The sequence below is a fragment of the Streptomyces sp. NPDC047315 genome (genome assembly GCF_040643215.1).
GTDB lineage: Bacteria > Actinomycetota > Actinomycetes > Streptomycetales > Streptomycetaceae > Streptomyces.
In genome coordinates, this window is the sequence record NZ_JBEYTZ010000007.1 from 282046 (window position 1) to 304806 (window position 22761).

At 69.8% G+C, this 22761-nt stretch carries 23 protein-coding genes; 15 read left to right on the top strand and 8 right to left on the bottom strand.

Annotation, left to right across the window (positions count from 1 at the left end):
• Window positions 1-47 precede the first annotated feature (47 nt).
• Window positions 48-587 carry an Rv3235 family protein gene (locus ABZ842_RS10660; protein ID WP_361535027.1) on the top strand — a complete coding sequence of 180 codons (540 nt, stop codon included), beginning with the start codon at window positions 48-50 and terminating at the stop codon, window positions 585-587.
• A gap of 92 nt (window positions 588-679) precedes the next feature.
• On the opposite strand, the gene secA is transcribed toward ABZ842_RS10660, so the two are convergent.
• A complete protein-coding gene (secA, locus tag ABZ842_RS10665) occupies window positions 680-3499 on the bottom strand; it encodes a preprotein translocase subunit SecA (protein ID WP_361535030.1) in 2820 nt (939 codons plus the stop codon).
• A gap of 236 nt (window positions 3500-3735) precedes the next feature.
• On the opposite strand from secA, the gene ABZ842_RS10670 reads away from it, so the two are divergent.
• The gene (locus ABZ842_RS10670) at window positions 3736-4320 is read left to right on the top strand and encodes a GNAT family N-acetyltransferase (protein WP_361535033.1); all 585 of its coding nucleotides are present in this window, start codon (window positions 3736-3738) and stop codon (window positions 4318-4320) included.
• Window positions 4321-4376: 56 nt separating this feature from the next.
• Window positions 4377-5540: a crosslink repair DNA glycosylase YcaQ family protein gene (locus tag ABZ842_RS10675; protein WP_361535036.1), complete on the top strand. Its 1164-nt coding sequence runs from the start codon at window positions 4377-4379 to the stop codon at window positions 5538-5540.
• Window positions 5541-5612: 72 nt separating this feature from the next.
• On the opposite strand, the gene ABZ842_RS10680 is transcribed toward ABZ842_RS10675, so the two are convergent.
• The 7 genes from ABZ842_RS10680 to ABZ842_RS10710 form a co-directional block, all read right to left on the bottom strand.
• A complete protein-coding gene (locus ABZ842_RS10680; protein WP_361535039.1) occupies window positions 5613-6359 on the bottom strand; it encodes a response regulator transcription factor in 747 nt (248 codons plus the stop codon).
• Window positions 6360-6563: 204 nt separating this feature from the next.
• Window positions 6564-7250, bottom strand: a complete 687-nt coding sequence (gene raiA, locus ABZ842_RS10685) for a ribosome-associated translation inhibitor RaiA (RefSeq protein ID WP_361535042.1) — start codon at window positions 7248-7250, stop codon at window positions 6564-6566.
• A gap of 400 nt (window positions 7251-7650) precedes the next feature.
• Window positions 7651-8478 carry a ComF family protein gene (locus tag ABZ842_RS10690; RefSeq protein WP_361535045.1) on the bottom strand — a complete coding sequence of 276 codons (828 nt, stop codon included), beginning with the start codon at window positions 8476-8478 and terminating at the stop codon, window positions 7651-7653.
• Window positions 8479-8625: 147 nt separating this feature from the next.
• Entirely contained in the window at window positions 8626-10383 is a 1758-nt protein-coding gene (locus tag ABZ842_RS10695) for an LpqB family beta-propeller domain-containing protein (RefSeq protein ID WP_361535188.1), read from the bottom strand.
• Window positions 10384-10465: 82 nt separating this feature from the next.
• Window positions 10466-12655, bottom strand: a complete 2190-nt coding sequence (gene mtrB / locus ABZ842_RS10700; RefSeq protein ID WP_361535048.1) for an MtrAB system histidine kinase MtrB — start codon at window positions 12653-12655, stop codon at window positions 10466-10468.
• Window position 12656: 1 nt separating this feature from the next.
• Window positions 12657-13346, bottom strand: coding sequence for a two-component system response regulator MtrA (mtrA, locus tag ABZ842_RS10705; protein WP_361535051.1), 690 nt, complete (start codon window positions 13344-13346; stop codon window positions 12657-12659).
• Window positions 13347-14362: 1016 nt separating this feature from the next.
• Window positions 14363-15100: a GntR family transcriptional regulator gene (locus ABZ842_RS10710; protein ID WP_361535054.1), complete on the bottom strand. Its 738-nt coding sequence runs from the start codon at window positions 15098-15100 to the stop codon at window positions 14363-14365.
• 226 nt (window positions 15101-15326) lie between these two features.
• Here ABZ842_RS10710 and ABZ842_RS10715 point away from each other — a divergent pair, with 226 nt between their 5' ends.
• The 12 genes from ABZ842_RS10715 (at window position 15327) to ABZ842_RS10770 (ending at window position 22710) form a co-directional block, all read left to right on the top strand.
• Complete coding sequence (locus ABZ842_RS10715) at window positions 15327-15656, top strand: hypothetical protein (protein ID WP_361535057.1); 330 nt, start codon at window positions 15327-15329, stop codon at window positions 15654-15656.
• Between the two features lie 4 nt (window positions 15657-15660).
• The gene (locus ABZ842_RS10720; RefSeq protein WP_361535060.1) at window positions 15661-17001 is read left to right on the top strand and encodes an FtsK/SpoIIIE domain-containing protein; all 1341 of its coding nucleotides are present in this window, start codon (window positions 15661-15663) and stop codon (window positions 16999-17001) included.
• A 260-nt stretch (window positions 17002-17261) separates the two neighbouring features.
• A complete protein-coding gene (locus ABZ842_RS10725) occupies window positions 17262-18068 on the top strand; it encodes a hypothetical protein (protein ID WP_361535063.1) in 807 nt (268 codons plus the stop codon).
• Window positions 18069-18083: 15 nt separating this feature from the next.
• Window positions 18084-18773, top strand: coding sequence for a DUF2637 domain-containing protein (locus tag ABZ842_RS10730; RefSeq protein ID WP_361535066.1), 690 nt, complete (start codon window positions 18084-18086; stop codon window positions 18771-18773).
• Window positions 18774-18785: 12 nt separating this feature from the next.
• The gene (locus tag ABZ842_RS10735) at window positions 18786-18974 is read left to right on the top strand and encodes a mobile element transfer protein (RefSeq protein WP_361535069.1); all 189 of its coding nucleotides are present in this window, start codon (window positions 18786-18788) and stop codon (window positions 18972-18974) included.
• Between the two features lie 16 nt (window positions 18975-18990).
• The gene (locus ABZ842_RS10740; protein ID WP_361535072.1) at window positions 18991-19269 is read left to right on the top strand and encodes a hypothetical protein; all 279 of its coding nucleotides are present in this window, start codon (window positions 18991-18993) and stop codon (window positions 19267-19269) included.
• A 5-nt stretch (window positions 19270-19274) separates the two neighbouring features.
• The gene (locus ABZ842_RS10745; RefSeq protein ID WP_361535075.1) at window positions 19275-19472 is read left to right on the top strand and encodes a hypothetical protein; all 198 of its coding nucleotides are present in this window, start codon (window positions 19275-19277) and stop codon (window positions 19470-19472) included.
• A 93-nt stretch (window positions 19473-19565) separates the two neighbouring features.
• Window positions 19566-19748, top strand: coding sequence for a hypothetical protein (locus tag ABZ842_RS10750; RefSeq protein WP_361535079.1), 183 nt, complete (start codon window positions 19566-19568; stop codon window positions 19746-19748).
• The gene (locus tag ABZ842_RS10755) at window positions 19741-19935 is read left to right on the top strand and encodes a hypothetical protein (protein ID WP_361535082.1); all 195 of its coding nucleotides are present in this window, start codon (window positions 19741-19743) and stop codon (window positions 19933-19935) included. Before ABZ842_RS10750 ends, ABZ842_RS10755 begins: the two co-directional genes overlap by 8 nt.
• Window positions 19932-21350, top strand: a complete 1419-nt coding sequence (gene repSA / locus ABZ842_RS10760; RefSeq protein WP_361535085.1) for a replication initiator protein RepSA — start codon at window positions 19932-19934, stop codon at window positions 21348-21350. The genes ABZ842_RS10755 and repSA overlap by 4 nt, the downstream gene beginning before the upstream one ends.
• Window positions 21347-21532: a helix-turn-helix domain-containing protein gene (locus tag ABZ842_RS10765; RefSeq protein ID WP_361535088.1), complete on the top strand. Its 186-nt coding sequence runs from the start codon at window positions 21347-21349 to the stop codon at window positions 21530-21532. Before repSA ends, ABZ842_RS10765 begins: the two co-directional genes overlap by 4 nt.
• Window positions 21532-22710: a tyrosine-type recombinase/integrase gene (locus ABZ842_RS10770; protein ID WP_361535091.1), complete on the top strand. Its 1179-nt coding sequence runs from the start codon at window positions 21532-21534 to the stop codon at window positions 22708-22710. Before ABZ842_RS10765 ends, ABZ842_RS10770 begins: the two co-directional genes overlap by 1 nt.
• The last annotated feature ends 51 nt before the right edge of the window (window positions 22711-22761 follow it).

Consider the following 22761-nt stretch of genomic DNA (forward strand, 5'->3'; position numbering starts at 1 on the left):
CGCACGGAACGCCCGGAACGGCTCCAGGCGGGACGGCGGTCGGCCCCTTGGAGAGAACGGCCGAAGCACCCGGCGGCACGGCCGGGGATGCGGCCGGCCGCGCGGCCAGGCAGGCGACGTCGGCGCGACCGGCGCCGGACAGGCCGCCGGGGCGGGCCGGACGGCCTTCCGGGACCCGCCCCGCGGGCCGGCTCGACCGCCGCGGCCCCGGCCGGAGCACCCCTTCGGCGCCGGCCCGTCCCCAGCGCCGGGACAAACCCCACTACTGGTTCGCCGAACGCCTCCTCGCCGTCCTCAGCGGCCAGCGCCCCGTGCACTGGATGCTCGGCCACACCATCGGAGAGGCGTACGAGCAGCTGGTACGGCTCGCGCCGGGCGCCCCGCTGCGCCCCGGCGAGCGGGTGATGCCCGTCGTACGCCACTGCGGCGAGTTCCGCCCCGGGCCGGGCGTCATCGAGGCGTTCGCCCGCATCAGCGCGGGCGACCGGGTGCACGCCATGGCCTTCCGGCTGGAGCAGGGCCCCGACGACCGCCGCTGGCGCTGCTCCGCGGTCGAGCTGGGCGGCGACCGGGCGGCGGCGCCCTGAGCCCCTGCCGTACGACCGCGGCCGGGCCGGACTCCCCGTCGGAAGTCCGGCCCGGCCGCCGTCACGCACTGCCCCCGCGGGGCTCCTGTCGGCTACTTCTTGCGGCGGCGCCCGCCGCCCTTCTGCGCCTTGCGCCGCTCGGCGCGCGTCATCCCGTCACCCGAGACGGACGCGGTGCGGTTCTCGGTGGTGTCGAAGTCGCCCTCGACGACACCGCCCTCTCCGTCGACCGTGGGGGCGGAGAAGTGCAGCCGGTCCGGGCGCTGCGGGGCCTCCAGGCCCTTGGCGCGGATCTCGGGGCGCGCCGCCGGCACCGCGTCCTTCTTCTCCAGCGAGGGGCGCTCCGCGTCGTCCTCGACCGGGACCTCCTCGACCTGCTGCTCGACCTGGACCTCCAGGTTGAACAGGTAGCCGACGGACTCCTCCTTGATGCCGTCCATCATGGCCGTGAACATGTCGAAGCCCTCGCGCTGGTACTCGACCAGGGGGTCCTTCTGCGCCATGGCGCGCAGACCGATGCCCTCCTGGAGGTAGTCCATCTCGTAGAGGTGCTCGCGCCACTTGCGGTCGAGGACGGACAGCACCACGCGGCGCTCCAGCTCGCGCATGATCTCGGAGCCGAGCTGCTTCTCCCGCTCCTCGTACTGCTCGTGGATGTCCTCCTTGATGGACTCCGCGATGAAGTCGGCGGTGATCCCGGCGCGGTCGCCCGCGGCCTCCTCCAGCTCCTCGATGGTGGCCTTGACCGGGTAGAGCTGCTTGAACGCGCCCCACAGCCGGTCCAGGTCCCACTCCTCGGCGAAGCCCTCGACCGTCTCTGCCTGGATGTAGGCGTCGATGGTGTCGTTCATGAAGTGCTGGATCTGCTCCTGCAGGTCCTCGCCCTCCAGGACGCGGCGGCGCTCGCCGTAGATGACCTCGCGCTGGCGGTTGAGCACCTCGTCGTACTTGAGGACGTTCTTCCGCGTCTCGAAGTTCTGCTGCTCCACCTGGGACTGGGCGGAGGCGATGGCGCGGGTGACCATCTTGTTCTCGATCGGGACGTCGTCCGGGACGTTAGCCATCGCCATGACGCGCTCGACCATCTGCGCCTTGAACAGGCGCATCAGGTCGTCCCCGAGGGAGAGGTAGAAGCGGGACTCGCCGGGGTCGCCCTGACGGCCGGAACGACCGCGGAGCTGGTTGTCGATGCGGCGGGACTCGTGGCGCTCGGTGCCCAGCACGTACAGCCCGCCGAGGTCGGTGACCTCCTCGAACTCCGCGCGCACGGCCCCTTCCGCCTTCTCCAGCGCGGCGGGCAGCGCCGCCGCCCACTCCTCGACGTGCTCGACCGGGTCGAGTCCGCGCTGACGCAGCTCCGCCTCGGCGAGGTCGTCCGGATTGCCGCCGAGCTTGATGTCCGTACCGCGGCCGGCCATGTTCGTCGCGACGGTGACGGCGCCCTTACGGCCGGCCTGGGCGACGATGATCGCCTCCCGGTCGTGCTGCTTGGCGTTCAGCACTTCGTGCTGCACGCCGCGCTTGCTGAGCTGCTGCGACAGGTACTCGGACTTCTCGACGGAGGTCGTGCCGACCAGGATGGGCTGACCCTTCTCGTGCTTCTCCGCGATGTCGTCGACGACGGCGGCGAACTTGGCGACCTCGGTGCGGTAGATCAGGTCGGACTGGTCCATGCGGACCATCGGCCGGTTCGTCGGGATCGGGACCACGCCGAGCTTGTAGATCTGCTGGAACTCGGCGGCCTCGGTCATCGCCGTACCGGTCATGCCGGAGAGCTTGTCGTAGAGGCGGAAGAAGTTCTGCAGGGTGATCGTGGCGAGGGTCTGGTTCTCGTCCTTGATGTCCACCCCTTCCTTCGCCTCGATCGCCTGGTGCATGCCCTCGTTGTAGCGGCGGCCGGCGAGGATGCGGCCGGTGTGCTCGTCGACGATCATGACTTCGCCGTCGATGACGACGTAGTCCTTGTCCTTCTTGAACAGTTCCTTGGCCTTGATGGCGTTGTTCAGGTAGCCGACGAGGGGGGTGTTCACCGACTCGTAGAGGTTGTCGATGCCCAGCCAGTCCTCGACCTTGGCCACGCCGGACTCGTGGATGCCGACGGTGCGCTTCTTCTCGTCGACCTCGTAGTCGCCGGTCTCCTCGATGCCCTTGAGGTGGTTGCCCGCCTCGCCCTTGGTCAGGCGGGTCACCAGCTTGGCGAAGTCGCCGTACCACTTCGTGGCCTGGTCGGCGGGGCCGGAGATGATCAGCGGCGTACGGGCCTCGTCGACGAGGATCGAGTCGACCTCGTCGACGATGGCGAAGTTGTGGCCGCGCTGGACGAGCTCGTCCTTGGACCACGCCATGTTGTCGCGGAGGTAGTCGAAGCCGAACTCGTTGTTCGTGCCGTAGGTGATGTCACAGGCGTACTGCTCGCGGCGCTGCGCCGGCGTCATGTTCGCCAGGATGCAGCCGACCTCCAGGCCCAGGAACTTGTGGACGCGGCCCATCATCTCGGAGTCGCGCTCGGCCAGGTAGTCGTTGACCGTGATCAGGTGGACGCCCTTGCCGGAGAGCGCGTTCAGATAGGCGGGGAGGGTGCCGACGAGGGTCTTCCCCTCACCGGTCTTCATCTCCGCGACGTAACCGAGGTGCAGCGCGGCGCCGCCCATCATCTGTACGTCGTAGTGGCGCTGACCGAGGACGCGCTTGGCGGCTTCACGGACGGTGGCGAACGCCTCCGGAAGCAGGTCGTCCAGGGTGTTCTCACCGCTGGCGAACCGCTCCTTGTACTCTTCCGTGAGCGCCCGCAACTCGGCGTCGGAGAGGCTGACGAAGTCCTCTTCGATGGAGTTGACCTGGTCCGCGATGCGGTGCAGTTTGCGCAGGATCTTGCCTTCGCCTGCACGCATGAGCTTGTTGAAGACGGACACTGAGGCTGGTCTCCTTGCCGATTCGGGCCTGGCTGGGTCGTGGGGACTCGGGCACGGGCACGGCAGGCGGGCCCCACCGCAACGGCCATCGTAAGCGAGGACCGCGCCGGCTCGGGAGGTCCGCACCCGTCCTGGGCCGTCCGTGCTCCCTTTGTGAACGCACGGGACGCGCGGAAGGTGCCGGTGCGGCACGAAAAGTGCTCGCGTCCGGTCCGGGGCCCGGAAACAATCCGGGCATGGAGCCCATCACACTCACCACCGAGCGGCTGCTGCTGCGCACATTCGCCGAGGACGACGCCGACGAGGTGTTCCGGCTCTGCCAGGACGCCGACATCCAGCGGTGGACGCCGATCCCCTCCCCGTACGAGCGGCAGCACGCCGTCGACTTCGTCGGGCAGCTGGTGCCGGAGGGCTGGCGCACGGGCACGATGTTCACCTTCGCCGTCGTCCCGGTGGCCGGCGGCCCGGTGATGGCCTCCGTGGCGGTCACGCTCCGCACCCTCTCGGGCACGTGGGAGGTGGGCTTCTGGCTCGGGCGGGAGTACCGGGGGCGGGGGATCATGACGGAGGCGGTGGACGCGCTGGCGCGCTGGTCCTTCTCCCGGCTGGGGGCGACGCGTCTGGAGTGGCGGGCCGAGATCGGCAACGGCGCCTCCCGGGCGGTCGCGGTGCGCGCGGGCTTCACGGTCGAGGGCGAACTGCGGGCGTCCCTGCTGAACAACGGCACGCTGCGGGACGTCTGGGTCGGCTCGCTGCTGCCGTCGGACCTGGGGATGCACAGCGCGTACGCCTATCTCCCGGCCGCCCCGGCCCGGGGCTGACAACAGCGCGGGAACCGTCAGGGGGACTGTCAGTGGCACCCTCTATCGTTCGGAGCATGACGACGCTGCCGCCCCCTGTTGCCGAGTTGTCCGCCGACGAGGCCCGCCGCATAGCCCTGCGTGCCCAGGGCTTCATGGGCGCGCCGGACCGGCGCGCCGGGGTGCGGGGCGTCCTGCGCCACCTGGGGGCGGTCCAGTTGGACACGATCTCGGTGCTCGCCCGCTCCCACGAACTCGTGCCGTACGCGCGGCTGGGCGCCGTCGGCCGCACGGCGGTCGAGCAGGCGTACTGGACCGAGGGCCACAGCTTCGAGTACTGGTCGCACGCCGCGTGCATCCTCCCCGTCGAGGAGTGGCCGCACTTCGGCTTCCGCCGGCGTGCCTACCGAGCCCGCCCGCAGTGGTACCACGACCTGCCCGACGGCGTGTACGACACGGTGATCAAGCAACTGCGCGCCGAGGGCCCGCTCACCGCGACGGAGCTGGGCGGCGCGAAGAACGGCGGGGAGTGGTGGGACTGGTCCGCCTCCAAGGTCGCCGTTGAGCGCGCGTTGATGTACGGCGAGGTGGTCTGCGTCGAGCGGCGCGGCTGGAAGCGGGTGTACGACCTCGCGGAGCGCGCGGTCCCGGACGCCCTGCTGGGCACCGAGCTGGACGACGCGGAGTGCCTGCGCCGACTCGTCCGCCTCGCCGGCCAGGCCCTGGGCGTCGGCACGCGCGCGGACATCGCGGACTACCACCGGTTGAAGGGCGAGCAGTTCGACGCGGTCGTCGCGGACTCCGGCCTGGTGCCGGTCGCGGTCGAGGGCTGGGCCAAGCCCGCCTGGGCCGATCCCGAGGCGCTGACCACCGCGCCGCGCGGCCGGCACCGCACGACGCTGCTGTCCCCCTTCGACTCCCTGATCTGGGAGCGGGCCCGCACGGAACGGATCTTCGGCTTCAGCCACCGGCTGGAGGCGTACGTCCCCAAGCCCAAGCGCGTGCACGGGTACTTCGCGATGCCACTGCTGTCGGGCGGCCGGTTGCTCGGCCGGGTCGACCCGGCGCGCGAGGGCCGGACGCTGGTGGCCAGGCAGGTCTCCCTGGACTCCGCCAAGGCCATTGCGCCCATGGCGCAGGCGCTGCGCGAGGCGGCGGAGTGGGTTGGCTGCGACGCCGTACGGATCGAGCGCGTCGACCGCCCCGAGTGGGCCGCTCCCCTCACCGCCGCCCTGTCCTGACCCAGCCCCCACCCACCCGTGCGACGGGCGCCCGACTCGTGAAGTCGGACGCCCGCAGCCGGATCGGCCCGGTTAGCGGATCTCCAGGATCTTCTCCCGCATCGCGTAGACCACGGCCTCCATCCTGGAGTGCAGCTGGAGCTTCTCCAGGATGTTGCGGACGTGGTTCTTCACGGTGTTCTCCGAGATGAACAGCTCCTTGGCGATGTCGCGGTTGTTCATGCCCGTGGCGACCAGCTTGAGCACTTCGAGCTCCCGGTCGGTGAGCCGCGGCGCCGGCACGAGCCGGCGCTCGTCCGTGCGTTGGATCATCGACTTGAACTCGGTGAGCAGCTTGGACGCCATGGACGGACTGATCTGCGACTGCCCGTCGGCCACCGCCCGAATCGCGGTGGCGACCTCGTCCGTGGAGATCTCCTTGAGGAGGTACCCCGTGGCCCCCGCCTTGATCGCGTCGTAGAGGTCTGCCTCCTCGTCGCTGATCGTCAACATGATGATCTTCGCGCTGGGAGCCACCTCCTTGATCGAGGTGCACGCCTCGATGCCGCCGCGCCGTGGCATCCGCACGTCCATCAGCACGATGTCGGGCAAGAGGTCCGCAGCCTTGTCGACGGCCTCGGCGCCGTCTCCGGCCTCGCCGACGACCTGGATGTCCTCCTCCTGAGCGAGGACGATCTCCAGCCCTCTTCTGAAGAGCGCGTGGTCATCCACCACGAGGACTCGGATCGGCTCGGCTCGGTGGCCGCTCGCGGCGACCTCGACGGCCGTGTCCCGGGCACCGGCCGCTTGGTGGTGCACCGGTCCGAAGCTGTCCGGCATCGTTCCTCCCCTGAGATCAGGGCCTGACGGTCATGTTCCATCAGCCAACGCCGTTGTGCGACACACCGGTTGGCCATGACGCCATGCTTTCATGCCTGACCGTCACTGCGGTGATCCTGTGGGCGCACGGTGGTGCCCCCGAGGGCGCACGGGGCGCTCCCGGGGGCATCGTCACTCGCTCACCCGTGGTGGACGGTGCCGGTTTCAGCCGCCGAGCGCTCCTCCGGCGCCACCGGCCGGGGAACCGGCCAGGGGGTCCGTCTCCAGGTGGATGACGCCGTAGTCGTAGGCGTGTCGCCGGTAGACGACACTGGGCTGCTTCGTCTCGGAGTCGACGAACAGATAGAAGTCGTGTCCGACCAGCTCCATCTCGTAGAGCGCCTGGTCGAGGCTCATCGGGGCCGCGGTGTGCACCTTCTCGCGGACGATGAGCGGCCCTTCGCCCTGCACTTCGAGCGAACCGATCTTGGTGGTGGGAATGGATTCCGATGTGTGTGCGACGGGCTGCCCGTTCGCGTTCAGCTCGGCGACGTTGGGGACGACGTCGGGCACCTCCGCAGCCGACAGTCGGCCGTTGCCACGGCGGTCGCTCCGCTTGTCGTGCTGCTTGCGCAGTCGCGCTTCCAACTTGCCCGTGGCCAGATCAAGCGCTGCGTAGGGGTCACTGGCCGATGCCTCGGCCCGGATCACCGGGCCGCGGGAGCGGAGCGTGATCTCCACTCGGTCCGAACGGTCGGCCTGCCGCGGATTGTGCTCCTTGGACACCTCGACGTCCAGGCTGATCACCTTGGCGTCGAGCTTCTGGATCTTGTCCAGCTTCAGCTTGTCGGCCACGTGCTTGCGGAACCGCTCCGGCACCTCGGTCTTGCGGCCCTTGACGACGATGTCCACGCAGAACTCCGTTCCCGGATTGCCCCGCTGTCACAGCGGACGCGGAGCGTCTCCCTCTTGCACCAGACCCCGGTGGTGAACCGGAGCCTCGGACTAGGCGACTTTCACCTCCTCCTCCCCAGTCGACAAGATCCCCACCCCACCAACTTTCGAGGTTTTCGCAGCCCCGAATCCCCGTCCACGAGAGACGGCAGTGCATTCGGTGAGGCACGGGACCTCATTCCGCACTCCACACCACCGAACATAGCCCCATCCAGCGGGTGTCGGCACCCGCTACCAGCGCGTACGTCCGTTTGGGCGGACACGGACCGTTTCACCTGTCACCCAGACCAACGATTGTGCGTGATCTTTAAGTTCCGCTTTCCCAGAATCTCTTCAGTTCACTCCAATCACTTCTGATTCAGCTGCTTCCGCCAGTGCTTCCGTCAGTGCTTCCCTCGGCCCTTCCCCTTGCGCTTCCCACTCGCTTCCCGCGCATTCCTTCGCCTCCCGTCCCGTTATGCAGGGGCAGGGCGTCGGCGGGTGCGGCCACCACCGCGGCGCTCAGCGGGGCCTGCCCGGGCCCGGCACCCGCCTCCTCAAGCGCTTCTCCCAGCGCTCTGGCCGCCTCTGCCAGGGACGCACCCGTCGTCAGCAGGTCGTCCACCAGCACCGCCCTGCCGCCCGCCAGGAGCCGTCCGGACCCGTCCACGGCCCGCAGCGCCCCGGAGAGGTTCTCCGCCCTCTCCCGGGCCGTGAGACCCGCCTGGTCGGCCACGGGACGGACCTGCCGCAGCACCGGCAGGGCCCGTGCCTGCCGACCCGTGCGCCGCAACTCGCCCGCCGCCGCCCGGGCGATGCGCAGCGCCGCGTCGTGCCCGCGGGCCCGCACCGCGCGTCGCGACGACGGCACCGGCACGAGCAGCAGCGGCGCCTGCCGCCACCCGCCACCGCCGTCGAGCACCGCCGCCCGCACGGCACCCGCGAGCGCGACGCCCAAGGGCCGGGCCAGCCCCAACGCGCCCCGCTCCTTGTGGGCCAACAGCACCGCGCGCACCGCGTCGACGTACGCGGCTGCCGCGTGCACCACCGGCAGCCCGACGGGCGCGGGATCCGGTGTCACCCGGCGCGCAGCGGAGCCGTACAGCTCATGCGCGCACTCATCGCACAGTGGCGTGCGCGGGACACCGCAGCCACCGCATGCGGCCGGCAGCACCAGGCCGGAGATCTCCTGCCACCACCCCCGCATGCATTCCACTGTGCCCGGAGCCGCAAGAGCCCGCCACCCCTGTGGATAACTCTCGCCGCACGTTCCTGACCTGTGATTTTCTCAACCAGCCGGATGCAGCGCGTGCCCGCCAGCGTAGGTTTGCGGTCGGCCGAGGTCGGTCTGCGGTCAGCCGGGGTAGATCGGGAACGAGCCCGTCGTGTCCACCGTCTGCCAGTTCCCGCCCGCCGGAAGCCGCACGATGCCGTCGTCCTCCGAGTGCGCCACCAGGGGGCGGCCCTCGATGTCGGACGCCGTCACCGACTTCACCCGGTTCAGCCCGGGCAGCACGCTCCCCGCCGGCGTCGAGCCGTCCGTCTGGATGTAGCGCACCTGTGGCACGCCGCCGGCCTCCCTGCCGACCACGACGAGACGGCTGGCGCCGGCCCAGGAGACGGCCGAGACGTTCTCCATCTGCGGTGCCGCGGCCCGTAGGTGGGCCACCGAGACCGCCGCGTGGGCCCCCGTGCCCGACCGTTCCACGCGCCCGATCTGCAGCGTCGTCTTGCCGTCCCTCTCCAGCAGCAGCGCGATCCGCGCACCGTCCGCCGAGACCTTCAGGGAACTGATCCGCGCCCCGTCCAGCCCCGGCACGATCGGGACCTCCTGCGGCGGTCCGTTGCCGGACGGCAGCCGCAGCAGCACCGGCCCCTCAGGGTTGCGGTCGGCCACCCACAGGTCGCCGAGCCCGTCCCAACTCGGTGCCGTGAGCCGGTCGCCCTCGCTCTTGCCGGTACTGGTCACCACGGGTGGCTTGGGCGCGCTCGGAGCCGTGATCGGCGACACGTGCAGCTTCGTCCGGTCTGGCGAGACCACGGCGGCGGTGCGTTCGTTCTCCCGGGCGACCGCGGCCATGCCCACCGGCACGTGCCCCGACCCGAACGGCCCTTGGACCGGCTCCGGCACGCTGCCGTCGGTCCCGCTGCCGTTCAACACCGCCAACTGGCGCTTGTCGTTGACGAAGTACTGCCGCACCTCGCGCCCCGCCGCCCCGCTGTCCGGCGCGTAGTTCTTCTCCTGCCCCTTGAAGAACACGCACAGCTGCGAGCCGTCCGCCCGCTGCAACTCCACCTGGTCCACGTTGGCGGACGACAGGTCATTCAGCGTGAACATGATCTGTACGGCCATCTTGGTGCACTGCGCGCGGCCCGTGTTCGCCGCCTTCTCGTTGAGCGGCACCTTCAGCACGTCACGGTCGTCGATCGTCAGCGAGGTGACGCCCTCCTTCAGGGCCGTACCGCTCGGGAAGGGCGACTCGACCACCGGTTTCAGCCAGTTCGTCGGCCCGTCCAGCAGCGCCTTGACCGCCTGCGTCACCGGGTCCATCCCCGTGACCGGGTCCACCCGCTGCCGGATGAAGACGGGGTCGGCCACGACCTTCGCCCGGCCGCTGGCGAAGTAGTACTTGTTCACTGAGCGGTAGTTGCGCTGGAAGTCGGAGAGCCCGAGCACCAGGCCGTCCGGCAGCGAATCGATCCGCCACTCCCCATCGGGGTTCTGCTTCGAGACGTGGATGTCCCAACTGTGCTCGCTGGGGGTTTCGGCCTCGTACTCCAGCTGCGAGTTGACCGTCGCTATGCGCGTACCGGCGAGCGGAAACGTGTACCCCTGGCTCTCCGGTACGTCCCGACTCGGCGCGTCCCGCGAGGTGGGCGCAGCCGTCAGCACCGTCGTCCGCTCCTCCGGCCGCCACTTTTTCGCGATCTTCGGCGAGAGATACGTACGGGCGGTGGCGAAGTCGACGTCATCGCTGGTCATCGCCTCAAGGAAGCCGTTGATGATCTCCCTCGGCTCGGCGCCGTTACGGGGCGGCACCGGATACACCCGTACCTGCGCGTCCGCCCGCGGTGACGCCTTGACGGCGTGGATGTCCCCGCTGTCGGGCATCGAGGCGCACCCGGCCAGCAGCACCGCGCTCCCGCCGAGAGCCGCGCCCAGGCGCAGCCGCGTCCGGCGGCCCCCACGAGATTCAGCGCCCACGCGTCGTGTCCTCCCGGTCCGAGTCCAAAGTCGCTTCCCCCGTCGCGTCCGACGTCGAACCCGGTGCCGCACCCGACGTCGATTCGGGCGACGACCGTGGCGAAGGGCCGGCAGAGGAACCGGCCGCACGGTCCGCAGACCGATCCGGCGGGACCTGAGCTGCGGGAACGTCCCCCGTCGGGCGGGCCACCACCCGAGCGCCGTTCCCCGGCAGCGCCGTCGGGTCGACCTCGGGCGGGGCGGCCATCGGAGGCACCGGGAGCGCCGAGCGGGCGCCCGAAGCGTGCTGCACGGGCACGGACGTCAGCCGGTGCGCCTGGGCGACACCGTGCGCCCGGGTCTGTGCCCGGGGCCGCGCCTCGATCTTCGTCTTGCCGTTGCCGGACGCCTGCGGGGTGGCTCGTTCCCGCCCCTGTCGCGAGTCCTCCGGCTCCAGGGGTATCGGGGAGCCCCGCAGCGGTTCGTCAGCCGTACGCGGCAGGGTGAGCCGGAACTGCGAGCCGCCGCCCGGCTCCCCCCACGCCTGCAGCCAGCCGCCGTGCAGCCGGGCGTCCTCGACGGCGATCGACAGCCCGAGGCCGGTGCCGCCCGTGGTGCGCGCCCGCGCCGGGTCGGCCCGCCAGAAGCGGTTGAACACCCGGGTGGCCTCGCCCGGCTTCAGCCCCACGCCGTAGTCCCGTACGGCCACGGCGACGGCCCCGCCCGCAGCCGCCAACCGGACCACGACGTCCCGGCCCTCACCGTGCTCCACGGCATTGACGACCAGGTTCCGCAGGACCCGCTCGACGCGTCGGGGGTCGGCCTCGGCGACCACGGGCTGGTCGTCGCCCATGACGCGTATCCGGGTGCCCTTGCGCTCGGCCAGCGGCTCGGCGCCGCCGATCACCCGCCGCACCACCTCGCGCAGGTCTATCGGCTCGGCGTCCAGCGCCGCCGCCCCCGCGTCGAAGCGGCTGATCTCCAGCAGGTCGGACAGCAGCGACTCGAAACGGTCGAGCTGATCGCCGAGCAGCTCCGCCGAGCGCGCCGTCACCGGATCGAAGTCGCTGCGCGCCTCGTGGATGACGTCGGCCGCCATGCGCACGGTCGTCAGCGGGGTGCGCAGCTCGTGGGAGACGTCGGAGACGAAGCGGCGCTGCATCCGCGAGAGCTCCTCCAGCTGCTGGATCTTCAGCTGAAGGTTTTGCGCCATCTTGTTGAACGCTTCACCAAGTCGGGCGATGTCGTCCTCGCCGGTGACCTTCATCCGCTCCTGGAGCCGGCCAGCGGACAGCCGCTCGGCGATCCCTGCGGCCATCCGCACGGGCGTGACGATCTGCCGTACGACGAGCCAGGCGATCGCGCCGAGCAGCACGACGAGGAACAGACCCGCCGTGGCGAGCGTCCCCCTCACGAGGTTGAGGGACTGCTCCTCCTGCGCCAGCGGGAAGACGTAGTACAGCTCGTACGGCTGGTCCTCCGCGTCGTTGAGCTGCGTGCCCACGGCCAGCCCGGGCTCTGCCGGTGACTCTCCGTTGTTGTACGTGATCTTGATGTACGTCTCGTAGCTCTTGCTGCCCTTGCGGACCTCCTGGCGCAGCCGGTCCGGGACGGACGCGGGGTCCATGTCGCCGGACGTACGGGCGGCGCGGGCGCCCATGGACTCCGAGTCCACGCTGAGCGCCACCACGTGGAAGGCGCCCTGGCCGCCGCTCGCGAGCCGTTGCACCAGGTCGGTGCGCCATGAACCGGTGGCGGCCGAACTGTCCTGACCTGCACCGCCCGGCCCGCCGGGCGCCGTCGGCATGTCGGCCGCCTCCCGCGCCACGGCGAACCCGCCGGCGGCCTGGCTCCGCGCCGACTCCCGCTTGGCGTCGAGCAGGCCGTTGCGCACCTGTCCGATGACGACGAACCCCAGCAGCACCACGACGCCGACCGACATCAGCAGCGTCATCACGACGATCCGCAGCTGGATGTTGCGCCGCCACAGTCGAATGGCGGGCAGCAGCGGGCGCCGCACCCAGCGCAGCAGGATCCGCAGCATCAACCGGCTGGGTTCGCCGTCCTGTCCCGCGCGCCGACCGCGCAGCAGCCGACCGAGCCACAAGGGCCCGGCCGTCTCCTGCGCCGGTCCGGCAGCAGTCCGCCCCTTCACGGCCCCCGACTCCCCGGGCTGCGGAGCAGCACTGCCGCCGGGCACGTCAGCTCGGTCCCGCCTTGTAACCGACACCACGGACGGTCACCACGATCTCCGGGCGCTCCGGGTCCTTCTCGACCTTGGAACGCAGCCGCTGGACGTGCACGTTCACCAGCCGGGTGTCCGCGGCGTGCCGGTACCCCCACACCTGTTCCAGCAGTACCTCACGGGTGAACACCTGCCACGGCTTGCGCGCCAGCGCCACCAGCAGGTCGAACTCCAACGGAGTGAGCGCGATCGACTGCCCGCCCCGCTTCACCGAATGCCCGGCCACGTCGATGATCAGGTCACCGATGGTCAGCTGCTCCGGCGCGGGCTCCTCGGACCGCCGCAGCCGCGCCCTGATGCGCGCCACGAGCTCCTTGGGCTTGAACGGCTTGATGATGTAGTCGTCGGCCCCGGACTCCAGGCCGACCACCACGTCCACCGTGTCGCTCTTCGCCGTGAGCATCACGATCGGCACCCCGGACTCGGCCCGGATCAACCGACACACCTCGATGCCGTCCCGTCCGGGCAGCATCAGATCGAGCAGCACCAGATCCGGCTTGGCTTCCCGGAAAGCGGCGAGCGCCTTGTCGCCGTCCGCCACGAACGACGGCTCGAAACCTTCTCCACGCAGCACGATGCCGAGCATCTCGGCCAGTGCGGTGTCGTCGTCGACGACAAGGACTCGTCCCTTCATAACCGACATCATCCCATTAGCTCACGACCAACAATGGACCCGGTGAGATAGCTCACGGACCAGCGACGATAGCCGTACTGGGCCGTCCGTGTCCGCCCGTGTCCGTCGCTGTTGATGTCAGTAACGGATGTCAGACGGCCGGCACTGCGCGTGAGGTCGGTGGAGCGGCTTTGGGCGGGAGCTGCCAGGGGGCGAGAGATCGGGGGCCCGTAAGCTTCCGCGACTCGGGCAGTCCGTGGACCTGCCCGCAATAGTCCGAGTGGGCCCCCGATCTTCGAGGCTCGCCCCCTGGTGGCTGCCTAAAGCCGTGGAACCGACCGCCCGGCCACCCGCCCTCGTTCCACTCCTGCTCCCTTCCGCTTCCCATCCCTGCTCTCCTGCTTTCTGCCGAAGGCGGCTGCCGTGCGCGTGTGGATCTCCCTGGTGCGCTTGGTGCTGGGTCGCGTTTGGTGGGTTCGGAGGTGCGGGCCTTCTCGTCGGGGTGTGGGTGTCGGTAGGGGTGGCGTGGGTCTGGGTGGGGCGGGCTCTCGCAGTCCGACGGGCGTTCTTGGGCGGGGCGAAGCGTGTAGCGGGCTACCCCGTGGCGCTTGTCGGCGCGGGGGCCGGCGCCCGGGGGGAGCGGGCCGAAGGCAGGAGCGCACCCCGGGAGCGGCGGCCACCGAGCGGCCGGTCAAAGACCGGCCGTGGTGTGCCCGTAGCGACGGCTTCGAAGAAGTCGATCGTCCTGCTCCCGTCGGATGCTCGAAGAGCAAGAGCCGCCGCAGGGCCCCGGGCCCGGACGCCTCCCCGGAAGACACCCTGAAGAGCCTCGTCGAGGGGGCCAGCCCCCGCCCTCACCTGACCATGCAGCGCCCGGCCCCGTGAGTGCGATCCAAAGGAGGTCCCTCGCTCCCGCAAGGTCACTCCCGGCAGGCAAAGGCCCCGAAGGGGAGTCCCCCGCTCCCGCAGGGAGCCCCCTTCCCCTCGCTCCCCCCTTCCCGCCGCAGGCGGGCTTGATGAGGTAGAGAAACCTGTAACAGCCGAGCCCGCTAGCTCAGTGCGTACTCTGCCGAGAGCTCCCGGCCGGCTCCGAGGAAGTCTCGGGCGTACTCGGTCGGCTCACCGTACTGGTCCCAGTACTGATTGGTCATGGTCAGGGCCTGGGTCCCACCCTCGACACCAAGAATTTGGGCGATGTCTTCGGGAGTCGGGTACATGGCGACTACATCCCGACGTCGCACCGCCCGCCTACCCGTTCGATCTTCGATCAGACCGAAGGTCATCTTCGGTAGAGGGCCTGTTTCCAGTAGCTCGGGCGCAGCCTCGACCAAGTCGCTGGCCAGCCATGAGGTGGACACAGCGACTACCCCGGTGTCGTCCCGGTACACACGTCGCCGTTGCACGACCTGCGCCCCTTCATCGACCTTCAGCGCTTCCGCCACGTCGGTTGACGCTGGCACCAGTTCGGCACTGAGGATTTCTACGCTCTCGCCCGACCGGAAGCCGCTACCCGTTGCTCGCAGCATCTGAAGACGGTCCGGACCGCTGGTTAGCTTGCGCCCGAGGTCGGCGAACGTCCCTTGAGAAGAGGAGCGGACATAGCCCTCTTCCTGGAGTTGCTTGATCGCTTTCGCCGCCGTTGCTGTGGCGACTCCCCACTCTCGCGAGATTTCAGCGATCGAAGGGAGCTTCGCGTCCTGCGCTAGCACCCCTTCTTTGATCTTCATGCGGAAGTGCTCCGCGATCTGCATGAACGGTGGTGCTGCCCGTTGCACCTTCGGCGTCATCCTTCTCCTCCTTCTCCCCTTCCGCGTACTAGTTCCCGATCCCATCGCGTTCTAGCGCGCAACTCGATAGTACGCCCGGACACGGGACCTGCCCGGCCTGAGAGCGCGCCAACCTGCTCGAACCAGGGGCTTGACAGTCGCGTACTAGCACGCGCATTATCGATGCAAGCTAGTACACGATCGGAACGTGCGAGCTAGCATGTTCCGCGATGGAAAGAGGGCTGTTATGCCGTCGTTCAAGGTGGACACGTCGAGCGCTGTGGTGTTCGTGGCTACGGCGCCGGTGCCGAAGCTGGTGAGCAAGCAGACCGGTGAGGTTGCGATGGACCGGGAGACCGGTGCCCCGCTGTCCACGGTGGGTCTGCTGGTGTCGGATGAGGGCGAGGGGAACCTTTACCAGGTGACCGTGCCGAAGACGGGTCTCCCGGAGGGTCTGGCGCCGGGGATGCCGGTGTCGGTGGTCGGGCTGCGGGCCCGGGACTGGGAGAACACGTTCAACGGCCAGACCCGTCACGGGATCAGCTTCCGCGCCGTCGCGATCGCCCTGGCGGGCTGACGTGGTGACGGATCTCCCGCTGTGGGTGGAGGCGTCCGGCGCCTTAACGGGCGCGGGTGGCCTCGTCTACGCCAAGCACCACGCTCCCCGCGTGTACTGGTCGCTCGTCGGGCTCCCGGTGACCTGGTACCGGTTCACCTACTCGTACGCCTCGACCATGGAGGTGTGCGGGCTGACGGTGCAGCCGACGCGGTTGCGGGCCTTCATGACCCGCACGGTCGCCCGTCGTGAGGTGCGCCCGGTGCCGCCGAAGATCCGCAAGGCTCGGGGGACGTCGACCGGCCTTCGGGTGACGCTGCGGCTGGCGGCGGGGATGGAGCCGGCTGACCTCGTCGCCGCTTCGGAACGGCTGCGGCACGCGTGGGGCGTTCGCTCCGTGACCGTGGTCGAGACGCGTCCCGGGTTCGTGGAACTGCGGATGACCGGGTACGACGTCCTTCGCCGGGTGCGCCTGCCTCGGTCGGCCCGCCCTCATGACCTGGTGGTCCCGGTCGCGATGCGGGAGGACGGCACGGCGTTCGCCCGCGACTACCGGGCCGTGCCCCACGCCCTGACCCTGGGGGCGAACCAGTCGGGCAAGTCGATGTATCAGCGGAACCTGATCAAGGGACTCGCGTCGCTGCGGGTCGCGCTGGTGGGGATCGACTGCAAGCGCGGTGTTGAGCAGTCCCGCTACACGTCCCGTCTCTCCGCGTTCGCGACCACGCCTGATGAAGCGTCCGGGCTCCTGGACGCCCTGGTCGGCGAGATGGAATCCCGCTTCGACCTGCTGAAGGAACACCAGGCCGGGGACATGTGGGAGCTCCCGGACAAGGTCCGGCCCGTCCCCATCGTGGTCCTGGTGGACGAGATCGCGGAACTCTTCCTCATCGCCACCAAGAAGGACGAGGAGCGCCGGGACCGGATGGTCACCGCGCTGATCCGGCTGTCTCAAATGTCCCGTGCGATCGGCATCTTCCTGGAGATCTGCGGCCAGCGCTTCGGCTCCGACCTTGGCAAGGGTGCAACCACGCTCCGTGCCCAGCTCACCGGGCGCGTGGTCCACCGAGTCAACGACAAGCAGACCGCTGACATGGGCCTGGGCGACATCGCGCCGGACGCCGTGGCGGCCGTGACCACGATCCCGCCGGACCGCCCCGGAACCGCAGTGGCCGGTGACACCTCCGGTGGCTGGTCCCGCATCCGCACCCCCGAGATCACGGCGGAGGAAACCGCCGCCGCCTGCGCCCGGTTCGCAGATCTCACCCCTCGTATCCCCTCGCTGGCAGCGTTCCGGCCCGTGCTGACCACCACGCGCGCAACCGATGGCGCCCCGGTGGTCAAGCCGCACCCGGTCACCGACTGAACCACCGCTCCTCGAACCGGTCGGCGTGACCGCCTTCGCGCCGGGTCCCTACCCCGCCCATGCCTAAAGCCGGAAGGGAGAACCACCGTGCCGCGCAAGAAGACCACCACGCCCAAGCCCCCGAAGTGCCCCGCCTGCAGGGGGTCCGGGACCGTCGCGGTCGCCGTTCGTGTGGGGCGCCGGCGCCGCGTGGTCGGCCAGCAAGACGGAATGTGCCTCGGCTGTTTCGGCTCCGGCACCACCTGAGAGAGGGAGTTTTCATGCGCTTCTATCTGACCACCCACAAACGTCACTGGGTGAAGCTAACCTCGGTGCCTTTGTTCCTGAAGGCTCAGCACTTCGCGAACGCCCGGACCTTGCCCGAGGCGCTCGGCCCGTACGCGATCGACTCCGGTGGCTTCTCGGAGCTCCAGAAGCACGGCCGGTGGACCCGCACGCCCCGCCAATACGTGGACGACCTGCGCCGCATCTGGGAGCACGTCGGCCCCTACGACTGGGCCGCGCAACAGGACTGGATGTGCGAAACCGCCATCCGCACGGGTGGCGTCTTCAGCGGGCAACGTTTCGCCGGAACCGGACTGAGCACGCAAGACCACCAGCGACGTACCGTCGCCAACTTCCTCGAACTCCGTTCCCTCGCTCCTGACCTGCGGATCATTCCCGTGGTGCAAGGCGAGAGCATCGCGGACTACGAACGCTGTGTGGACCTCTTCGAGCGTGCCGGGGTCGACCTGACGCGGGAACCGGTGGTGGGCCTGGGGTCTGTCTGTCGCCGGCAGTCCACCCGCGAGGGAGCCGAGATCGTCACCACCCTCGCAAGCTACGGCCTGCGCCTTCACGGCTTCGGCTTCAAGACCCTCGGGCTCTCCAAGGTTGGGCGCCTCATGGCGTCTGCGGACTCCCTCGCCTGGAGCTCCCACGCCCGTCGCCGCCCACCTCTCCCCGGTCACACCACTCACAAGAACTGCGCCAACTGCCTTCCCTACGCCCTGCACTGGCGGACCCGCGTGATCACGGCCACGCAGCCAGAGCCCGCATCACCTGCGCCCCAACTGACGCTGTTCTGATCGGAGGAAATCCCGATGACTCACCGCATCCGCGTCGATGCCGTGTTGGTTCAGGCGGTGATCGCTGGTGCGCTGTCCTTCGCCCACCTGCACGACCTCGCCGAAGCGGCCGGGCAGTCCGGGTGGAAAGCCTGGCTCTACCCGATCAGCGTGGACCTGCTGCTGGTCGCCGCGTGGCGCCGGCTGCGCTCCGGACACGGCGGTAGGGCCTCGGGCTGGTCCTGGTTCCTCATCGCCCTGGCCGCGTCCCTCGGGGCGAACATCGCGACCGCCGGCCTTCTCGATCTCGACTCGCCGCCCGCGTGGCTGCGTGTCCTGGTCGCCGGCTGGCCCGCGATCGCGTTCCTCGGCGGAACCCTCCTCGTCCACACCCCGCCTACCGACGCCCCCGAGCCTGCCCCGGCCCCCGCGCCGGCTGCGGTCAGCGAACCGCCCGTCGAGCAAGAGCCGGGCCCTGCGCCTGCGGTGGTCGAGGAGTCACTGGTTCTGCCTGCGCCGGCTGCTGAGCCTGCCGCACTGCCCGCCCCGGAACCCGCCCCCGTCGCTGCACCGATGGTGCCGGTGGCGTTGGTGGAGCACGCCCGGAAGCTCGACCAGGCCCACCACGACGCGACCGGTGCCCACCTGGACGCCGACGCCCTGCGCGCCCGCCTCGGCGGCATCCCCGCCCCCATGGCCTCAGCCATCCACGCCCAACTCACCTGAAGGAGGTGCTTCATGCCCCGCCCGAACCGTTTCTACGACCTGATCCGCATCGGGCCCGTCCAGGTCGGCACGTTCCACAACGGACGCGGCCAGACCAAGCACACCGCCGCCTGCACCGCGCCTGGCTGCGGCTTCTCGACCGAACACCGTGACCGGTCCGCCGCCGAACTCGCCGCCCGCACCCACCGTTGCACGGCCTGAGAAGGGGTGACTCCTCGTGCATGGACCTGAAGACCAGTACGCAGCCGGGCACATTCCCACCGACGTGCTGCGTCAGCTCCCGCCCGGCACCGACCCCCGCCACGTCGTCATCGTCCGGACCGCGCCCCGCTCCTACACCGGCCCCATCCTGCTCACGGTCGCCCTCGCGAGCGGTGCCGCACTCATCGTCCTGATGATCGCCGTCACCCTCCACGTGGCCTCGGTCGCCGCCGTTGCCGTGCTCTCCGCGACCGGAGGAATCGGCCTCACGATCAAGCGCTCCAAGGGCCGGTGATCGCCATGGACAAGCCCGCAGACCCGGCCGTGTTCGGCCCGGAGTACACGCCCGTCGCCGACCCGCACTCCTACCGCGCTGCGCCGCCCTCGGTCACCTGCGACGAGCAGAAGTCGGCCCTCTGGAGCTACCGCGCAGACGCCGAGCAGGAACGCCTGCGCGCGGTCGAAACCGCAGCGCGACAGACGAACTACATCGACTGACCGGCCCCCGGGGCGGCCTCAACCGCCAAGTTTCCGCCGCCCCGGGCGCTCGAACCCATCCAGATCCAACGGACCCGAAAGGGAACTCTCATCATGCCCCAGCACACCCCTGCCCCGGCGCGTGTCTGCTCGAACTGCGACGGCTTCCCCGTCGTCACCATCACCACGGGCAACCGCGACCACGACGGCACCCGCGTCACCCTCCGTACCGCCTGCCCCACCTGCAACGGCACCGGCACCACCCCGACGCCCCGAGCGGCGGTGGCCCGTGTCTGACCTCACCCCCACCCCGGACCGCCCCGGCCTCCACATCGCCGCCCCGACCCGCACCACACCCGCTACCGCCTCGGCTGTCTGCCACTGCGGCGCCTCCGCAAAAGCGTCTGGTGACAACCACGTGAAGGCACTTGTCGACGGCTGGAACGCCAACCACGGACCCGCCCATGGGGGTGCGACTCAGTGACCGCTACCGCCTCCTTGGCGGGCCTGGACCCGATCATCCTCGCCGACGCTCTGAGGGTGACCGGGTCCCCCGGCTTCGACCGCTGGCAAGAACAAATCCGCCGCACCGGGGGCTGCTCCGACCCAATCCGCCTCACCGGCGCCACCAAGACCACCGACCGCGCGACCGGAACGGTCCTGCACGCCTACACCACAGACGTCGAACCGGGCGGAACACTCCGCATCGCGTGTGGCAACCGCCGTGCCTCCCGCTGCCCGGCCTGCGCCTGGACCTACGCAGGCGACACCTACCACCTGATCCGGGCCGGCCTAACCGGCGACCCGAACAAGGGCACCCCGGAAACGGTGCGCGATCACCCCCGCGTCTTCGCCACCCTGACCGCCCCGAGCTTCGGGCCCGTCCACAACCGCCCCGGCAACCGCGCCTGCCGCTGCGGCACCCACCACACCGAAGACGCGCCCGAACTCGGCACCCCACTCGACCCCGACTCGTACGACTACACGGGCTCGGTGCTCTGGAACAACTACGCCCCTGACCTGTGGCGGCTGTTCACGATCTACCTACGCCGCCAGATCGCCCGCCTGGCCGGACTCACCCAGAAGGACGCCCACGCCCAAGCCCGTGTCTCCTACGCCAAGGTTGCCGAGTACCAAAAGCGCGGCGCGATCCACTTCCACACCATCGTGCGCTTCGACGGCCCCGACGGACCGGATAGCCCTCCCCCGCACTGGGCGACCCTCCAGCTCCTGACCGACGCCATCCACGCCGCCGCCACCCGCGTCACAGTCGTCGTACCCAAGTCCAAGCCCAAGCCCAAGCCCAAGTCCAAGGGCCAGCCGGCACGCACCCTTACCTGGGGCAAGCAGATCGACGTCCAACCCATTGGCGCCTTCGGCCATGGCGAGGAGATCACCGAGCAGGCGGTTGCCTCCTACGTCGCCAAGTACGCCACCAAGGCCGCCGAGACAACCGGGCTCGTGTCCCGCCGCATCGGTGAACTTCCCGAACTCGACGGCATGGGCCTGCCCGACCACACCCGCCGACTGATCCGCGCCTGCTGGGACCTCGATCCCGCCTACCCGGATCGCAAGCTCTGGGCCTGGGCTCACATGCTCGGCTTCCGTGGCCACTTCTCCACCAAGTCCCGCCAGTACTCCACCACCCTCGGCGCCCTGCGCCAGGTCCGCGCCGACTACCGCGCCGCCCAACAACGCGCCTCCCTCGGCCTACCCGACCCCGACGACCCCCCCGACACGACCACCCTCGTCGTCGCCCACTGGGCCTACGTCGGCCAGGGCCACACCCCCGGCGAATCCTGGCTCGCCGCCACCATCCACAGAGATCTCCAGGAACAGCGCGAAACCGCCCGCCAAGAACTCCCCGCCCTACGCGACCAGGAAGGAGCCACAAAGTGACCACCGCCCCGGTACTGCTGACCGTGCCGGAGGTCATGGCCCGGCTCAAGCTCGGTCGAAGCAAGGTCTACGACCTGATCCGCACTCGCCGCCTCGCTTCCATCAAGATCGACGGTTGCCGACGCATCCCCAGCAACGCCGTTCACGACTTCATCACCGGCCAGCTCGGGGAGGTGGCCTGATGGCGACGCGACGTCCCAACGGTGGCGGCACGGTCACCAAGAGGAAGGACGGCCGGTACCAGGCTGCCGTGTACGTCCCTCAGCCGGACGGAACCACCAAGCGGAAGTTCGCGTACGGCAAGGACTACGACGAGTGCGACCAGAAGCGGCGCGAACTGCTCGATCGGGCCAGCCAAGGCATCCCCACGCCGACGCGTGACATGACCTTGGGGCAGTGGTTCGACTACTGGTTGGAGTGCATCGTCAAGCCCGACCTGTCGGCGGGTAGCTACCGGACGTACGAGCAGACCGTTCGCAACCACCTGCGCCCCCGGCTGGGATCAAAGGTCATGGTGAAGCTGGGCGTCAAAGAGCTGCGCGGGGCCATGACGCGCCTTGCGAAGGAGAAGACGCCCCAGACTGCCCGGCACGCGCTGCGGGTGCTCTCGGCGGCTCTCACGGCCGCGATGGTCGAGGACATCGGCCTGACGCGGAACGTCGCCAAGCTCGTCCACGTGCGGGCCACCACCAACAGCGGGAAGAGCTGGGATGCCGTCACCGTGCTGCGCTTCCTCGCTGAGGCTCGGCGTTCGACCGTCTACTACCCGGCCTTCCTGCTGCTGTGCCTGCTGGGCCTGCGCCGGGCTGAACTCTGCGGCCTGCGGTGGGAGAACGTCGACTTGGACGCCCGGATTCTCTGGGTCGAGACGCAGCGCCAGCGCACCAGCGCCGGCACGGTCGACGTGGAACTAAAGTCGGACACGTCGAAGGCTCCGCTGCCGCTGCCTGCTCAGTGCATCGCGCCGCTTCGATGGACCCGCATGCGGACAGCGTGGCTGCGTGAGAAGGCTCTCAGTGCCGGTCGACCGTGGTTCGATGACCCCGATAACCACGTCTTCGTGACGCGCACCGGTCAGCCGCTCCAGGTGTCACCGCTCTACGCGACCATGCAGCGCGTCACGGCCAGAGCGGGCCTGAACCGGATGAACCCGAAGGGACTGCGGAAGTCCTGCGGCACGCTCCTGGTGCACCTCCGCGTTCATCCCAGGATCATCAAGGCGGTCCTTCGTCACAGCCGGATCGCGACTACCTTGGACATCTACGCGGAAGCGCTGGACCCCGACGTGATCGAAGCGGTGGGCCAGCTCGACCGCCTGCTACGCCAGCCGGCCCGGCTCCGACGGCTGGATGAGGATTGACCGTCAACGATCACTGTTGATGTCACCCGTGGATGTCACGGCCCCTCGCTC

What these genes read in the sequence shown, in the direction of transcription:
- ABZ842_RS10670 (WP_361535033.1), top strand. Translation starts at nt 3,736, where the DNA reads ATGGAGCCCATCACACTCACCACCGAGCGGCTGCTGCTGCGCACATTC.
- ABZ842_RS10675 (WP_361535036.1), top strand. Translation starts at nt 4,377, where the DNA reads ATGACGACGCTGCCGCCCCCTGTTGCCGAGTTGTCCGCCGACGAGGCC.
- ABZ842_RS10680 (WP_361535039.1), bottom strand. Translation starts at nt 6,359, where the DNA reads ATGCCGGACAGCTTCGGACCGGTGCACCACCAAGCGGCCGGTGCCCGG.
- ABZ842_RS10690 (WP_361535045.1), bottom strand. Translation starts at nt 8,478, where the DNA reads ATGCGGGGGTGGTGGCAGGAGATCTCCGGCCTGGTGCTGCCGGCCGCA.
- ABZ842_RS10695 (WP_361535188.1), bottom strand. Translation starts at nt 10,383, where the DNA reads ATGCCCGACAGCGGGGACATCCACGCCGTCAAGGCGTCACCGCGGGCG.
- mtrA (WP_361535051.1), bottom strand. Translation starts at nt 13,346, where the DNA reads ATGATGTCGGTTATGAAGGGACGAGTCCTTGTCGTCGACGACGACACC.
- ABZ842_RS10710 (WP_361535054.1), bottom strand. Translation starts at nt 15,100, where the DNA reads ATGACGCCGAAGGTGCAACGGGCAGCACCACCGTTCATGCAGATCGCG.
- ABZ842_RS10715 (WP_361535057.1), top strand. Translation starts at nt 15,327, where the DNA reads ATGCCGTCGTTCAAGGTGGACACGTCGAGCGCTGTGGTGTTCGTGGCT.
- ABZ842_RS10725 (WP_361535063.1), top strand. Translation starts at nt 17,262, where the DNA reads ATGCGCTTCTATCTGACCACCCACAAACGTCACTGGGTGAAGCTAACC.
- ABZ842_RS10730 (WP_361535066.1), top strand. Translation starts at nt 18,084, where the DNA reads ATGACTCACCGCATCCGCGTCGATGCCGTGTTGGTTCAGGCGGTGATC.
- ABZ842_RS10735 (WP_361535069.1), top strand. Translation starts at nt 18,786, where the DNA reads ATGCCCCGCCCGAACCGTTTCTACGACCTGATCCGCATCGGGCCCGTC.
- ABZ842_RS10745 (WP_361535075.1), top strand. Translation starts at nt 19,275, where the DNA reads ATGGACAAGCCCGCAGACCCGGCCGTGTTCGGCCCGGAGTACACGCCC.
- ABZ842_RS10750 (WP_361535079.1), top strand. Translation starts at nt 19,566, where the DNA reads ATGCCCCAGCACACCCCTGCCCCGGCGCGTGTCTGCTCGAACTGCGAC.
- ABZ842_RS10770 (WP_361535091.1), top strand. Translation starts at nt 21,532, where the DNA reads ATGGCGACGCGACGTCCCAACGGTGGCGGCACGGTCACCAAGAGGAAG.